The organism is Ruegeria sp. BHSB056, assembly GCF_059613305.1.
Genome location: NZ_JBXWSG010000089.1, coordinates 1 through 15129 on the forward strand (window position 1 = coordinate 1; position 15129 = coordinate 15129).

The 15129-nt window shown below is 58.5% G+C and carries 17 protein-coding genes; 10 read left to right on the plus strand and 7 right to left on the minus strand.

What is annotated here, in order from left to right; translation table 11 throughout:
- A partial coding sequence (locus AC2FND_RS16780; protein WP_496770987.1) for a ferrochelatase occupies positions 1-368 on the minus strand: 368 nt, incomplete at its 3' end.
- A gap of 57 nt (positions 369-425) precedes the next feature.
- Complete coding sequence (locus AC2FND_RS16785; RefSeq protein ID WP_496770989.1) at positions 426-1256, minus strand: methyltransferase domain-containing protein; 831 nt, start codon at positions 1254-1256, stop codon at positions 426-428.
- 67 nt (positions 1257-1323) lie between these two features.
- On the opposite strand from AC2FND_RS16785, the gene AC2FND_RS16790 reads away from it, so the two are divergent.
- The 4 genes from AC2FND_RS16790 to AC2FND_RS16805 are packed head-to-tail and all read left to right on the plus strand — an operon-like array spanning position 1324 to position 3580.
- Positions 1324-2001 carry a ComFC family protein gene (locus AC2FND_RS16790; RefSeq protein WP_496771005.1) on the plus strand — a complete coding sequence of 226 codons (678 nt, stop codon included), beginning with the start codon at positions 1324-1326 and terminating at the stop codon, positions 1999-2001.
- Between the two features lie 38 nt (positions 2002-2039).
- Positions 2040-2297 (plus strand): glutaredoxin 3, encoded by a 258-nt coding sequence (gene grxC, locus AC2FND_RS16795; RefSeq protein WP_209507200.1) that lies wholly within the window; start codon positions 2040-2042, stop codon positions 2295-2297.
- The gene (locus AC2FND_RS16800; protein ID WP_496770991.1) at positions 2297-3127 is read left to right on the plus strand and encodes a carbon-nitrogen hydrolase family protein; all 831 of its coding nucleotides are present in this window, start codon (positions 2297-2299) and stop codon (positions 3125-3127) included. The genes grxC and AC2FND_RS16800 overlap by 1 nt, the downstream gene beginning before the upstream one ends.
- Positions 3128-3139: 12 nt before the next feature.
- Complete coding sequence (locus AC2FND_RS16805; protein ID WP_209507198.1) at positions 3140-3580, plus strand: MarR family winged helix-turn-helix transcriptional regulator; 441 nt, start codon at positions 3140-3142, stop codon at positions 3578-3580.
- Between the two features lie 3 nt (positions 3581-3583).
- Here AC2FND_RS16805 and ubiG read toward each other — a convergent pair whose 3' ends face one another.
- The gene (gene ubiG / locus AC2FND_RS16810) at positions 3584-4330 is read right to left on the minus strand and encodes a bifunctional 2-polyprenyl-6-hydroxyphenol methylase/3-demethylubiquinol 3-O-methyltransferase UbiG (RefSeq protein ID WP_209507197.1); all 747 of its coding nucleotides are present in this window, start codon (positions 4328-4330) and stop codon (positions 3584-3586) included.
- A gap of 48 nt (positions 4331-4378) precedes the next feature.
- Between ubiG and pip the strand changes: the two genes are divergently transcribed.
- From pip to infB, 6 genes are all read left to right on the plus strand, one after another.
- Positions 4379-5356, plus strand: coding sequence for a prolyl aminopeptidase (gene pip / locus AC2FND_RS16815; protein ID WP_496770993.1), 978 nt, complete (start codon positions 4379-4381; stop codon positions 5354-5356).
- A complete protein-coding gene (locus AC2FND_RS16820; RefSeq protein WP_496770995.1) occupies positions 5353-6174 on the plus strand; it encodes an ABC transporter substrate-binding protein in 822 nt (273 codons plus the stop codon). The genes pip and AC2FND_RS16820 overlap by 4 nt, the downstream gene beginning before the upstream one ends.
- Positions 6175-6334: 160 nt before the next feature.
- Positions 6335-6925 carry a ribosome maturation factor RimP gene (gene rimP / locus AC2FND_RS16825; RefSeq protein ID WP_496770996.1) on the plus strand — a complete coding sequence of 197 codons (591 nt, stop codon included), beginning with the start codon at positions 6335-6337 and terminating at the stop codon, positions 6923-6925.
- Positions 6925-8532, plus strand: coding sequence for a transcription termination factor NusA (gene nusA, locus AC2FND_RS16830; RefSeq protein ID WP_209507193.1), 1608 nt, complete (start codon positions 6925-6927; stop codon positions 8530-8532). Before rimP ends, nusA begins: the two co-directional genes overlap by 1 nt.
- A gap of 22 nt (positions 8533-8554) precedes the next feature.
- A complete protein-coding gene (locus AC2FND_RS16835; RefSeq protein ID WP_209507192.1) occupies positions 8555-9178 on the plus strand; it encodes an RNA-binding protein in 624 nt (207 codons plus the stop codon).
- Between the two features lie 8 nt (positions 9179-9186).
- Complete coding sequence (gene infB, locus AC2FND_RS16840; protein ID WP_496770999.1) at positions 9187-11670, plus strand: translation initiation factor IF-2; 2484 nt, start codon at positions 9187-9189, stop codon at positions 11668-11670.
- Positions 11671-11737: 67 nt separating this feature from the next.
- Here infB and AC2FND_RS16845 read toward each other — a convergent pair whose 3' ends face one another.
- The 4 genes from AC2FND_RS16845 to AC2FND_RS16860 all read right to left on the minus strand — a co-directional run.
- Complete coding sequence (locus AC2FND_RS16845) at positions 11738-12565, minus strand: alpha/beta hydrolase (protein ID WP_496771001.1); 828 nt, start codon at positions 12563-12565, stop codon at positions 11738-11740.
- A gap of 3 nt (positions 12566-12568) precedes the next feature.
- Positions 12569-13453 carry a tryptophan 2,3-dioxygenase gene (locus tag AC2FND_RS16850; RefSeq protein ID WP_480483938.1) on the minus strand — a complete coding sequence of 295 codons (885 nt, stop codon included), beginning with the start codon at positions 13451-13453 and terminating at the stop codon, positions 12569-12571.
- A 64-nt stretch (positions 13454-13517) separates the two neighbouring features.
- Positions 13518-14546 carry an L-threonine 3-dehydrogenase gene (tdh, locus tag AC2FND_RS16855; RefSeq protein WP_496771006.1) on the minus strand — a complete coding sequence of 343 codons (1029 nt, stop codon included), beginning with the start codon at positions 14544-14546 and terminating at the stop codon, positions 13518-13520.
- Between the two features lie 14 nt (positions 14547-14560).
- The coding region (locus tag AC2FND_RS16860) for an aminotransferase class I/II-fold pyridoxal phosphate-dependent enzyme (RefSeq protein WP_496771003.1) at positions 14561-15129 on the minus strand (569 nt) is incomplete at its 5' end.

Sequence of the window (15129 nt, forward strand, 5' to 3'; positions counted from 1 at the left end):
ATACAGAAATCGACCATGACCTGATCACCGTATCGTGCGTGCATCGCCTGGCTTAGCTTGGCGGTCTGGTCCTTGGTGATGGTCATCAGCGGGCTTTCGCCCTTTTCCTGGTTCCAGATCGATTTGTAAGCCTCGCCGGAACTGAATGGCCGCTTGGTCAGGATGATCGCCTGCAGAATCGGCTGCCATTTCCATTTCGGATAGTCGATGACGCGCTGATCCGACAAAAACTCATTCAGATACCGGCGCATCGGCCAATATGTGTAGTCGTCCGGCGTTCCCAGATTGGCCAACAATACGCCGACGCGCCCCATCCTGATCTTGGGGTGATCCGTAGGAGCATGAGCGGGTCGAGTGGCATCAAACATATGAAGCTTCCTGAATTTCTTGCGTTAGGGCCTGAAATAAGGGGATTTGGTCGCGCGTCAATCGGGCAGTTTGCCCTCGTCCGTGCGCAAGGCGTCAGCCAAACGTGTTTGCGCCGACCCGGGACGCAGTGGCTTTGGTTGACTGTCGTGGGGGGCCCATCCTGTCAGGCAGATCAGTTCGAACGTGGCTGCCAAGCGTCCCGATCCTGTGCTGAAATGAGACGCATAAGTGTTTTGCGCGGTCTCAAATACTGCGCGTTTGGTCGGATGTCTCAGGCGCGCGGACAACGCATTGGTCTCACCCATATTCCGCAGATCGTGCATCAGGTGCCAGATGTCACGGTACTCAGCCGTGAGTAGCACCGAGTCTGCGACCGGCAAGGCCAGACCGGCGCGCTGCAACAGACCGCCCATATCCCGCAGCCCGGCCATTGGGGCGATGCGGGGGCTGAGGCCGCCGGTAACGTCAATCTCGGCCTGACCCAACGCCGCGCGCAGTTCGTGCAGCGTTTCGCCGCCCAGACAAACAACCAGCAACAACCCATCAGGTTTCAGCGCGCGGTGGCATTGGATCAACTGACCTACCGGATCGTTTGCGCAGTGCAGTGTCATGGAGTGGATCACAAGATCATGCGCGCCGGGTTGCAGTGCCAGCACTTCGTCATCCGCAATGATCGAGGCTTCGGGAAATGCGTCTGTCCAAAGCTGCCGGTAGGCCGTCACGATCGCTGGTGCCGTAAAGGTTTTGTTAACCATGGAGAGCCGATCCTGAACCTCGTCCATCGCGGCGCGGTGCAGAAAAAGGGCATCATCCTGCACGCGGCTGCGATGACGCAGAATGGCGGCACGGTCAAAAAGTGAGGGCGCAGTGGGTTCGGGCAGTTTCATAGCTGGCAAGTATCGCATCGCGCAACGGATTCAAACCGCACTTGCGCTTATTTATCCACCACGTTGTATGGGGTGTGGCGACCTGACAGAGTCCGATTTTGGCCTGTGTGGCCCATGCTGGCGCGAAACGCCATTTATTGGCGGCACGGTCTGCGAAAGCTGCGGTATGCCCCTGATTGGGGGGCAGGATGGGTTTCGGACTGAGTGCGATGACTGCCTGAAGACCGCGCGCCCCTGGAGGGCAGGCCGCGCCGCGCTTTTGTATGACGGCAAGGCGCGGTCACTGATCCTGGCGCTGAAACATGGTGATCGGCCTGAACTGGCCCGCCCTGCCGCACAGTGGATGGCGCAGGCAGGGCGCCCATTGCTGCGACCGGATGTGGTGATTGCTCCGGTTCCTCTGCATTGGTCGCGCTTGCTCAAAAGGCGATACAATCAGTCAGCTCTGTTGGCGCAGAACCTGGGGCGTGAGACAGGATTGAAATGCGTGCCCGATCTGTTGATTCGCAAAAAAAAGACGCCGGTACTGGACGGCAAAACAGCTGCCGAGCGGGCACAGATTTTGGGCGACGCGATATGCCTTCACCCCCGAAATGCCCGACACCTTATTGGCCGGGACATTTTGCTGGTGGACGATGTGATGACGTCCGGGGCAACACTGGCCGCATGCACTCGGGTCTGTCAGGCAGCGGGGGCAAATCATATTTTCGTGTTGGCTCTGGCGCGCGTTGCCAAGGATGCCTAATTCGCCCAAGATTGCGCGATATCCGAAGGGAACGGAAAATGAAGTCGGTAGAGATCTATACATCGCCACTGTGCGGCTTTTGTCATGCGGCCAAACGCCTGCTGAAGCAGAAAGGTGTCGAGTTCAAGGAGATCGACGTGTTGATGCACCCCAAACGCAAACCTGAAATGATTCAACGTGCCGGGGGTAAACGCACGGTCCCGCAGATTTTCATCGGCGCTACGCATGTCGGCGGTTGCGATGATTTGTACGAGTTGGAGCGTCAGGGCAAGCTTGACCCTCTGCTTGCGGCCTGATGAAAACCGCGCTGCTGCAAATCACCTCGTCGGACGATCCGGCTGAAAACCTCGAGATGGTACGAGGCATGATGGCCGAAGCGGCAGAACAGGGCGCCCGCTTTGTTCTGACAGCAGAGGTTACGAATTGCGTTTCGACCAGCACCACACGGCAGCGCGCGGTTTTACAACATGAAGAAGATGACATCACCTTGGCGGGCCTGCGCGAACAGGCTGCTGATCTGGGTGTGTGGCTTCTGATCGGCTCGTTGGGGCTCAAGACCCATGAGAGTGACGGTCGCTTTGCCAATCGTTGCTTTATGATCGGACCGCAAGGTCAGATCGTGGCGCGGTATGACAAAATCCATATGTTCGATGTGCAGGTCACCGAGACCGAGACGTTCCGCGAATCAAAGAATTACCGTCCAGGTGAAAAAGCGGTCATCGCCGAGACGGATTTCGGCAAGGTTGGTCTGACCATCTGTTACGATATCCGCTTTCCATATTTGCACGCGGCACTGGCGCAGGCGGGCGCGCGCATTCTGACCGTCCCGGCCGCGTTCTCACCAGTCACGGGCGCCGCGCATTGGGAAGCCTTGCTACGCGCGCGCGCAATCGAAACCGGGTGTTGGGTGCTGGCCCCGGCCCAGACGGGGGAACACCCGAAAACCGGCGGAAAAACCCGCTATACTCACGGGCACAGCATGGTCGTCGACCCGTGGGGAAAGGTGCTGATCGACGCAGGGACCGATCCAGGCATTCACATTTTCGATTTGGATGATAGTTCTGTGACTGAGGCACGGCGACGTGTCCCTTCACTGCACCACCGCCGTTCCTTCGACGGACCCTGACAGAACGGAACAATGACAGACGACACCAATGCCCTTGCGGTCACGCTGTTCAGCGAGATCCTGACCGCCGATCAGCTATTGCGGAACCGGCTTAGCCGTGTGCTGCCCAAGGGCATGGAAATCTCGCATTTCTCGGTTCTGAACCACTTGGCTTTTGTCGCGGATGAGCGCAGCCCGGCACAGCTGGCCAACACGTTCCACGTCACCCGCGGCGCGATGACCAACACCTTGGCCAAGCTGGAGTGGGCCGGATACATCCACATCCGACCCGATTGGGACGATGCCCGCCGCAAGATGGTGGCGATCAGCCCCGCAGGGCGCCGCGCACGCGATCAGGCGATTTCTTCGATTGCCCCGTTGATCAACCGCGTGGTCGGAGAGTTGGGGGATGACCGTGTTCGTTCAACACTACCAGTGTTGCGCGATCTGAGAAAGCAGTTGGAAGGGGAATAACCCTCACCCCGGCTTCACACTCGCCGTCACGTAATTCACGCTCAAGTCCCGATCCGAGATCGACCAGCTCCACAGGATCGGGTTGAAGACAAACCCCTTGCGGTCCACCGGGTCCAGCCCGGCCTGACGCAGCAGGTCAAACAGCTCCTCCGGCGTGATGAACTTGTTCCACTCATGCGTGCCGCGCGGCAGCCAGCGCATCACCACTTCAGCCCCGAAAATGGCCATCGCATAAGATTTCGGGTTGCGATTGATGGTTGAGCAGATCAGCAGACCGCCGGGCCTGAGCAACTGCTGCGAGGCGGTCAGGAAACCCGCCGGGTCGGCCACATGCTCGACCACTTCCATGTTCAGGACCACGTCGAACTGCTCACCAGCGGCGGCCATGTCTTCGGCTGTGGTGTGGCGATAGTCGATCTGCAAACCGGACTGCTCGGCATGGATGCGCGCAACAGGCAGGTTGCCTCCGGCGGCATCGGCCCCAACGACCTCGGCCCCCAGACGCGCCATGGGTTCGCTCAGCAGACCACCGCCACAACCGATATCCAGCAGGCGCAGGCCTTCGAACGGCATAGGCGACTTTAGGTCGCGATCGAATTCTCCGGCGATCTGCTGTGTGATATAATCCAAACGGCAAGGATTCAGCATGTGCAAGGGTTTGAATTTCCCATGAGGATCCCACCATTCCGCCGCCATCGCTTCGAATTTTGCGATCTCGGATGGATCCACCGTGTTCGGATGCGCTTGCATTCCTGTCTCCGTATGCTCTTTTACGCTTAAGGACTATATAGGGCCATAATGGACAAGTACCCGGACCAAAAGCGCGCAGTTCAATATCTGTACCCGCCGATCGATCCTTTCGACCAGCGGATGGTCGATATGGGCGACGGGCACCGTATCTATGTGGAACAATGCGGTAATCCCGAAGGCATTCCGGTGGTGATCCTGCATGGCGGTCCGGGTGGTGGCTGCAGCCCTGCTATGCGCCGCTACTTTGATCCGCATGCGTACAGGGTGATTCTATTTGATCAGCGTGGGTGTGGCCGGTCTCGCCCCACGGCTTCGGTTGAAAACAACACGACTTGGCATTTGGTGGCCGACATTGAACGGTTGCGCGACCTGTTCGAGATTGATGAATGGATAGCTTTTGGCGGCAGCTGGGGCGCGACGCTTGCGCTGATCTACGCGCAGTCGCATCCCGACAGGGTCAGCCGCTTGGTGCTGCGGGGTGTGTTTCTGGCAACTCAGGCTGAACTTGACTGGTTTTATGGCGGCGGAGTGGGGCGTTTCTGGCCGGAGCAGTGGCAGAAGTTCACCGCGCTTTTGCCCGAGGCCGAGTTGAAGGACACCATCACCGCCTATAACAAACGCCTGTTCTCGGGGGACCGCGCGACCGAGACCCTGTATGCGCGGGCATGGTCGCACTGGGAAAATGCGCTGGCATCGATCCACACGAACGGATCAGTGGGCGAAAGCCCCGGTGAATACGCACGTACATTTGCCCGGCTCGAGAATCATTATTTCTACAATAAGGTTTTTCTGGAAAAGGATGGGCAGATCCTAGATCAAATGGACCGGATCGCTCATATTCCGGGACACATCGTGCAGGGGCGATACGACATGATTTGCCCGCCGCAGGCCGCCTGGTCGCTGAGCGAACGCTGGCCGAATGCCGAGATCAAGATGATACGTCAGGCCGGTCATGCGCTTTCTGAACCCGGGATAAGCGCAGAACTGATCCGGATCATGGATCGCGTAGCGGAGGGTTTGGCATGACACGCATCGACCGCCGTGCCTTGTTTGCTTCGGGTGCCGCGGCCGCGCTGCTTGCCGCGACAGGCGCGTCCCTGGCGGACAGACCCGAGAAAGGCGGCACGCTGCGATTGGCCGTGCCGCGCGACGACAGTCTTGGGCAGGTGGCACGCGGTGCGGTTTTCGACACGCTGACCGAGATCGCCCCGGATGGCACTTTGCGGGGCGAGCTTGCGACCGGCTGGCAAACCGACGCTGATGCGAAGGTCTGGAGCTTTGATCTGCGCAATGATGCGGTGTTCCACGACGGAGCGCCTTTGGATATCGCAGACGTTGCGGCCGTATTGGGCGAGATCGGGCATACCGAGGCTTTGACTGTCAACCGTTTGCGGCTGGAACTGGCCGAGGCAAATCCGGGCCTTCCATTCCTTTTGGCAGAAAGTCGTTTTGTCATTGCCCGCAAAGGCGAAGGCGTCACGCCGCTACACAGGGCCAACGGTACGGGTTGCTACCGTGTCGAGCGCGCCGAAGACGGCCGACATTTCCTGGGTCGCCGTGTTTCGGGGCATTACAAGGACGGTCAGGCCGGTTGGGTCGATGCATTCGAAGTGATCGTTATTCCCGATGCCCGTGTCCGCGCCGAGGCATTGCGCGATGGCTACGTCGATATTGCGGCTTTCCCAGATCCGTCAGAGATCCGTGGTACGCGCGGTCTTCGCTACTATCCGTCCGAGACGGACATGGCACTGGCCATCTCTGGGGCAGTGGGATTGCCGCGGCAGATTGCCCGACGCACTGTTTTGGACGACGGTCGTATCGCTGAACGGTGGTGGATCGTCTAATTCCGGGTGTCACTTCTGTCGGGGGTTGCAGACTCGGATCATCCTGCGTATATGCAGTTTCAACAGCGGCGCGTTGGACTTCCGGTCCAAGGCTCCACCGGAAAATTCGACGGGCCGCGCGCCCGTTTTTTTGTGCCCGATTGACAGGGTAGAGAACCTGATGACAAACGACCTGATAGCCAAAGCTGCCATCGACCGGCGACTTGCCGAGATCATTACTCCGGTGATCGAAGACCTGGGGTATGAGTTGGTCCGTGTCCGGCTGATGAGTGGCAAGCAGACCACGCTGCAAATCATGGCTGACAAACCCGAAGGCGGCATCGAAGTGGATGACTGCGCCGAGATTTCGAATGCGGTCAGCGCCACTTTGGATGTCGAGGACCCGATCCTCGACGCCTATACGCTGGAGGTGTCCAGCCCCGGTATCGACCGCCCCCTGACCCGCCTCAAGGATTTTGAGGCCTTCGAGGGGTATGAGGCCAAGATCGAAACCTCTGAACTGATCGATGGCCGCCGCCGGTTCAAAGGGGAACTGGCCGGGATCGAAGGGGAAGAGGTTCTGATCAACATCCCCGAAGGGTCCGAGACGATCACCATCGGCCTGCAATTCGACTGGCTGAGCGATGCCAAGCTGGTCCTGACCGATGACCTGATCAAGGAAATGCTGCGCCAGCGCAAAGATGCGGGTGCCCTGAACGAAAACGCTTTCGACGAGATTGAGACCGAAGGGTCCGAAGAGGAGACGAACTGATGGCAATTACCTCAGCCAACCAGCTGGAGCTGCTGCAGACTGCCGAGGCCGTGGCCCGCGAAAAGATGATCGACCCCGGTCTGGTTGTCGAAGCGATGGAGGAATCGCTCGCTCGCGCCGCCAAGAGCCGCTACGGCGCCGAGATGGACATTCGCGTCAGCATCGACCGCAAGACCGGCAAGGCGACCTTTACCCGCGTGCGCACCGTGGTCGAGGATGACGAGCTTGAGAACTATCAGGCCGAGTTCACCGTCGAACAAGCCAAGCAGTACATGGAAGACCCGCAGGTCGGTGACGTTTTCGTTGAAGAAGTGCCGCCGGTCGAAATGGGCCGGATCGCGGCGCAGTCCGCCAAGCAAGTGATCCTGCAGAAGGTCCGCGAAGCCGAGCGGGATCGTCAGTATGAAGAATTCAAGGATCGTGCGGGCACCATCATCAACGGTGCCGTCAAGCGCGAGGAATTCGGCAATGTCATCGTCGATCTGGGCGGTGCCGAGGCTGTTCTGCGCCGCAATGACAAGATCGGTCGCGAAAGCTATCGCCCGAACGATCGTGTGCGTGCTTATATCAAGGAAGTGCGTCGCGAAGTGCGTGGCCACCAGATCTTCCTGTCGCGTACCGCGCCGGAATTCATGGCCGAGCTGTTCAAGATGGAAGTGCCGGAAATCTATGACGGTATCATCGAAGTCAAGGCCGTGGCCCGTGACCCCGGTTCGCGTGCCAAGATTGCCGTGATCTCGTATGACGGCTCGATTGATCCCGTTGGCGCCTGCGTTGGTATGCGCGGCAGCCGCGTACAGGCCGTTGTGAACGAACTACAGGGTGAGAAGATTGACATCATCCCGTGGAACGAAGACCAACCGACCTTCCTGGTGAACGCGCTGCAACCTGCCGAGGTTTCGAAGGTTGTTCTGGACGAAGAAGCAGGTAAAATCGAGGTTGTCGTTCCTGAAGAGCAGCTGTCTCTTGCAATCGGTCGTCGCGGTCAGAACGTGCGCCTGGCAAGCCAGTTGACCGGTCTGGATATCGACATCATGACCGAAGCTGAAGAATCGGCGCGTCGTCAGAAGGAATTCGAATCTCGCACCAAACTGTTCATGGACAGTCTGGATCTGGACGAGTTCTTTGCGCAACTGCTAGTGTCCGAAGGCTTCACCAACCTCGAAGAAGTTGCCTATGTCGAGATTGATGAACTTCTGGTCATTGACGGTGTCGACGAAGGCACCGCGCAGGAACTTCAAACCCGGGCGCGTGAATTCCTGGAAGCCCAGGCCAAAGCCGCTCTGGATGCGGCCCGCGCACTGGGTGCCGAGGATAGCCTCATTGAATTCGAAGGCCTGACACCCCAGATGGTAGAGGCGCTGGCCAAAGACGATGTGAAGACGCTGGAAGACTTCGCAACCTGTGCAGACTGGGAATTGGCCGGTGGCTGGACCACGGTCGACGGTGAACGCGTCAAGGATGATGGCGTGCTGGAGCCTTTTGGCGTCACACTCGAAGAAGCACAAGACATGGTTATGACTGCGCGTATCCTGTTGGGTTGGGTTGATCCGGCCGAGCTGGAGCAGGCGGAAGAAGACGAAGCAGACGAGGAGGTCGAGGCCTGATCTCAGGTCTCGGGTGGCGCGTATGAGTCGCGGTGGCGTCCATAAGGATAGGTCTGATGGACCTGAGCGTAAGTGTATCGCCTCGGGCGAGGTTCAGCCTAAATATGGCTTGATCCGCTTTGTGACGGGGCCGGACGGTCAGGTCTTTCCGGATGTCGCGGCGAAACTGCCGGGGCGAGGCGTTTATGTGGCGGCGGATCGTGCCGCGCTGGACAAGGCCATAGGCAAGAAACTGTTTGCGCGAGGGTTCAAGGCACAGGTGACTGTGCCTCAGGACCTGGCTGCAGAGGTTGAAAAACAGATCGCGCGCCGTGTGATTGAGTTGCTCAGTCTGGCGCGCAAGTCCGGCGACGCGGTTGCCGGGTATGAAAAGGTCAAGTCGTGGCTGGACCGGGAAGAGGCTCAGGTCCTGATTCAGGCCACTGATGGATCGGGGCGCGGCAAGTCGAAGCTCAGTACGCCGCACTTCGGAAAATACATCGGTTGGTTGACGGCAGACGAATTAGGGCAGGCATTTGGGCGCCAAACGGTGATTCATGCGGCCTTGGCCTCTGGCGGACTCGCCAAACGTGTTGTAGAGGAAGCGCAGCGCCTGCGTGGCTTGCGCGAAACGGATGACGGCGGCAAGGGCCGCGCGGAAGGGTAAGAAGCTTTATGAGCGATAGTGACGGCAAAAAGACATTGGGTCTACGTGGCGGGGCACGCCCCGGAAATGTGAAACAGAGTTTCAGCCACGGACGCACCAAGAATGTCGTGGTGGAAACCAAACGCAAACGCGTGGTGGTCCCCAAGCCGGGCGCGGCAAAGCCGGGTGGCGGTGCCGCACCTTCGGGTGATCCGTCGCGTCGTCCCGCAGGTATTTCCGACGCGGAAATGGCGCGCCGCATGAAGGCTTTGCAGGCTGCCAAGGCCCGCGAGGTCGAAGAGGCCGCTGAACGCGAAGCCGCTGAAAAGGCGCGCGAAGAAGAGCGTGTGCGCCGCCGTGCGGAACAGGAAGCGAAAGAGCGCGAGCAGCGTGAAGCCGAAGAGCGCGCACGTCAGAAAGCCGAAGACGAAGAGCGCAAGCGCCTTGAGGCTGAAGAAGAAGCCAAGCGTGCTGCTGTTGCTGCTGCGGCGCCAGCTCCGGAAGAGGCCAAAGCTTCGCGCAACCCGGCCAGCAAACCTGCGCCTGCTGCCTCGCCTCGCAAGCAGGATCGCGAACGCGAACAGCGCGGTCGTGGCAAGGGTCGCGAAGACAACCGTCGTTCCGGCAAGCTGACACTGGGTCAGGCCACCGGTGACGAAGGCAGCCGCCAACGGTCGATGGCAGCGATGAAGCGCAAGCAGGAACGCGCTCGTCAGAAAGCCATGGGCGGTTCGGTCGAGCGGGAAAAGGTGATCCGCGACGTACAACTGCCTGAGGCAATCATGGTCTCGGAACTGGCCAACCGTATGGCCGAGCGTGTGGCTGACGTGGTCAAATCGCTGATGCAGATGGGTATGATGGTCACGCAGAACCAGACCATCGATGCCGATACTGCCGAGCTGATTATCGAAGAGTTTGGCCATAAGGTCACCCGCGTCTCTGATTCGGATGTTGAGGACGTCATCAAAGAGGTCGAAGACAGCGAAGCCGATCTGAAGCCTCGTCCGCCCGTCATCACCATCATGGGTCACGTCGACCACGGGAAAACATCGCTGCTGGATGCAATCCGCGATGCGCGTGTTGTGGCTGGTGAGGCCGGTGGCATTACCCAGCATATCGGCGCCTATCAGGTGAAAACGGATGGTGGCTCGACGCTGACCTTCCTGGATACACCCGGCCACGCGGCTTTCACCTCGATGCGCTCGCGTGGTGCCCAAGTGACGGATATCGTGGTTCTGGTTGTCGCTGCCGATGACGCGGTCATGCCGCAGACCATTGAGGCGATCAATCACGCGAAGGCAGCCAAGGTGCCGATGATCGTTGCGATCAACAAGATCGACAAGCATGATGCAAATCCGGACAAGGTGCGCACCGATCTGCTGCAACACGAAGTGATCGTCGAGAAAATGTCGGGTGAGGTTCAGGACGTAGAAGTGTCTGCCATCACCGGTCAGGGTCTGGACGAGCTGCTGGAAGCCATCGCATTGCAGGCCGAGATTCTGGAACTGAAAGCCAACCCTGATCGCGCTGCCCAAGGTGCCGTGATCGAGGCACAGCTGGACGTGGGCCGCGGCCCGGTCGCAACGGTTCTGGTTCAGAACGGTACATTGCGTCAGGGCGATATCTTTGTCGTGGGTGAGCAGTATGGTAAAGTCCGCGCGCTGATCAACGACAAGGGTGAGCGCGTCAAGGAGGCTGGCCCGTCGGTTCCCGTTGAGGTTCTTGGTCTGAATGGTACGCCTGAAGCAGGCGATGTTCTGAACGTGACCGAAACCGAAGCACAGGCCCGTGAGATCGCCGCCTACCGTGAACAGGCTGCCAAGGACAAACGCGCCGCTGCCGGTGCCGCAACGACCCTCGAGCAGTTGATGCAGAAGGCCAAGGAAGACGAAAATGTCACCGAGCTGCCTATTCTGATGAAAGCAGATGTTCAGGGTTCGGCGGAAGCCATCGTTCAGGCGATGGAGAAGATCGGCAACGAAGAAGTACGCGTGCGCGTTCTGCATTCGGGTGTTGGTGCCATTACCGAAACGGATGTCGGTCTGGCCGAAGCGTCTGGAGCTCCGATCTTTGGCTTCAACGTTCGGGCAAATGCCTCGGCACGGAATACCGCAAACCAGAAGGGCGTCGAGATTCGCTATTACTCGGTGATCTATGACCTCGTAGACGACGTGAAAGCAGCCGCATCCGGCCTGTTGAGCGCCGAAATTCGCGAGAAGTTCATTGGCTACGCCGAGATTCGCGAAGTCTTCAAGGTTACCGGCGTTGGCAAGGTTGCTGGCTGTCTGGTCACCGAAGGCGTGGCGCGTCGTTCCGCCGGTGTCCGCTTGCTGCGCGACAACGTGGTGATTCACGAAGGAACGCTGAAGACGCTGAAGCGTTTCAAGGATGAAGTGGCCGAAGTTCAGTCGGGTCAGGAATGTGGTATGGCATTCGAGAACTACGATGACATTCGCGCAGGCGACGTGATCGAAATCTTCGAGCGCGAAGAAGTCACCCGCACGCTGGACTAACCCCGGCAAAAGATGAAAACGAAAAACAGCGGCCCCCTCAGGCCGCTGTTTTCTTTTGACGAAGCTCTTATTTTGTCCGACGCAGAAATGTAGCTGAATGCATGATTATATCGAAATGATGCATTCCTTGCGCGAGCGTAAAACTAACCGGGTGTCCGGCCTTTCGCAGCCTTTCGGCATAGTCGCGGCTTTGGCGAACGAACTCACCCGTATCACGTTCGGCTACCGAAACATGGTATCGAGGACCGGGCCGGGGCAGATTGCGGATAGGTGACAGATCGTTGACCTCGACCGGCGTCAATTGCAGCGGATCGTTCACCGACATCAGGCTGATCGGTTCCAGGTCGTATATACCGCTGATCAAAATCACATCCCGCACCCGAAGCCCCGCTTTGGCAAGGGCATCTGATGAGGTTGCCATCACCATCGCCGCCAGATGCGCGCCTGCACTGTGACCTGACAGGGTGATCCGCGACGGATCGAATCCCAGCTCCTCCGCCTGGGCCGCCAGCCAAAGCAACGCGTCACGGCATTCATCGATCATGTCACCAATCCGGACATCGGGTGCCAGCGTATAGTTCACAGTCGCAAAAGCTTGCCCGTGTTCTACCAGACCCGGAGCCATCAGAGACGATTCATTCTGGCTGAGCGCCTGCCAGTACCCGCCGTGAATGAAGACGTGCAGAGGTGCCTTGTCATCGCGAGCGGGAAAGAAATCCAGAACTTGTACGGGGCTATCACCATAAGCCAGGTTTTCCCGTACCGGAAAGTCGGCCCGCGCCCGAGCGCTCAGTGCTTTATAACCGGCAAGATAAGGGCTCAGGTCGCCACCGATCATTGTGCTGGGGGAATACTCCCGCTCCAGATCGGATTGCGAAAATCCTCGATACAGCATGTCTTAGGTCTGCCCGCTATACATCAATTCCGTACGCACGTCGTAAAGGTCGTGAAAGAACCGCAGCTCTAGCGCCTTTCGCAAAAAGGCCACGCCGCTTGAGCCACCAGTGCCGGGTTGCATCCCGATCACGCGCTCAACTGCGGTGGCATGATCAAAGCGCCAGCGTTGAAACAGGCTTTCCACATCCATCAGTTTTTCGGCCAAAGCATAAAGATCCCAGTATTTTTCAGTGTTACGGAATACCTCGACCCAGATTTGTACCACGCGCGAATCGCCGCAATAGGGTTGGGCGTAATCGCGTTCGATCAGATCCTTGGGCACGTCGAACCCTTGACGGGCCAGCATGTGCAACACTTCGTCATAAAGCGACGGTTTGGTCAGAGCGGCATTCAGCATCTCCATCACCTCTGGGTCATGCGCATGGACCTTCAGTGTTGACGCATCCTTGTTGCCAAGAATGAACTCAATCTGCCGATACCCGTAGCTCTGAAACCCTGATGAGCTGCCGAGAGCCTGCCGGAACGTCAAATAGTCGGCAGGCGTCATGGTCAGCAGGGTTTCCCAGGCCGCAATCAACTGCCGTTGAATGGCCTTGATGCGGTCGAGGTTTTTCATGGCTGGGCCAAATTCATCCTGTTGCAGAAAACGACGCACCTCGACCAGTTGGTGGTGCATCAGTTTCAGCCACAGTTCGCTGACCTGATGGATGATAATGAACAGCATCTCGTCCGGCTGCGCGGGGTCCTGAAAGGTCTTTTGCAGGTTCAGCAGTGTTTTGAGTTGCAGAAAATCTCCATAGCTTTTGCGATGTGTCTCGGCGAAATCAGTGACCAGAGTGTCTTCGACACCTCTTTGCAACAGACGATCGTCTTTGTTCGCGCCCATCTCATGCCTCCCTTGTGCGATCCTTGCACCTGTCTAGGCGTTGAGTTCGTAACTTTCCAGCGGGTTAGGTCCAGTCAAGGACAACCTTGCCAGAGAGGCCGGATTTCATCGCGGCAAAACCATCCGAGAAATCATCAACCGCAAAGCGATGCGTGATCACGCGGGACACATCCAAACCGTTTTGCAGCATGGCGATCATCTTGTACCAGGTCTCGAACATCTCGCGACCATAGACACCCTTGATTGTGATCGCCTTGAAAACGATACGCGACCAGTCAACCGGAGATTTCCCCGGCGGTATCCCCAGCAAGGCGATTTTCCCACCCATCACAAGCGCTTCGACCATCTGGTCCAGCGCGGCTTGTGAGCCGGACATTTCAAGCCCCACATCAAAGCCTTCTTTCATTCCAAGCTGTGCGATGATGTCGTGCAAATCTTGTTTGGAAACATCAACGGTCCGCACCGACGGCACCACATGTTCAGCCAGTTTCAATCGTTCAGCGTTAATGTCCGTAATCACAACATTGCGGGCACCTGCATGGCGGGCAACGGCGGCCGCCATGATGCCGATGGGTCCTGCGCCGGTGATCAGCACGTCCTCGCCCAGAAGGTCAAAGCTGAGCGCGGTGTGTACAGCATTGCCCAGCGGATCAAGGATTGCCCCGATCTCATCCGGGATATCGTCCGGCAGGGGAACAACGTTGAAGGCAGGCAATTTCAGGTATTGCGCAAACGCGCCCTGTTCATTCACCCCGATCCCGCGCGTGCCGGGGTCGAGGTGAAACTTGCCTGCGCGGCTTTGACGGCTTTCAGTGCCGATCAGATGCCCTTCGCCGGAACAGCGCTGCCCAACGTCCAGCCCGGTGACGTTGCGCCCAACTTCGACGATTTCCCCGGCGAACTCATGACCAGTGATCATCGGAACCGGAACGGTGTGAGAGGCCCACTCATCCCAGTTCCAGATGTGAATGTCGGTACCGCAAATTCCGGTCTTGTTGATCTTGATCAGGACCTCATCAGGCCCGATTTCGGGAACCGGGGCTTGTACCATCCACAACCCTTCTTCAGGCTTCGACTTTTCCAGCGCTTTCATCGTGTTGGGTCGCATCAGATCACCCCCAGTTCCCTGCCGACCTTGCCAAAGGCCGCCAGCGCGCGGTCCAGTTCGTCCCGCGTCAGGGCGGCGTTCATCTGCGTTCTGATCCGCGCCTGTCCGCGGGGAACAACAGGAAAGAAGAAGCCCGAGACATACACGCCCTCGTCAAACAGCTTGGCGGCCATCTCTTGTGCTAGCGTTGCATCGCCCAGCATGACTGGGATGATCGGATGTTCACCGGGCAAAAGGTCAAAGCCAAGCTTTTCCAGACCGGCACGCCAGTACTTTGCGTTTCCGAATAACTGCGCGCGTAGAATGTCGCCTTCTTCGACCAGGCGGATCGCCTCAAGCCCTGCGGCGACGATGGATGGCGGCAGCGAGTTCGAGAACAGATAGGGCCGCGCCCGCTGCCGCAGCAGGTCGATCACTGGCTGCGGCCCGGCGATGTAGCCGCCGATTGCCCCCCCAAGTGCCTTGCCCAAAGTTCCTGTCAGAATGTCGACATCAACACCAAAGTGATCCGGTGTTCCGGCGCCGCGCGGCCCCATGAAGCCTGTTGCATGGCAATCATCGACCATGA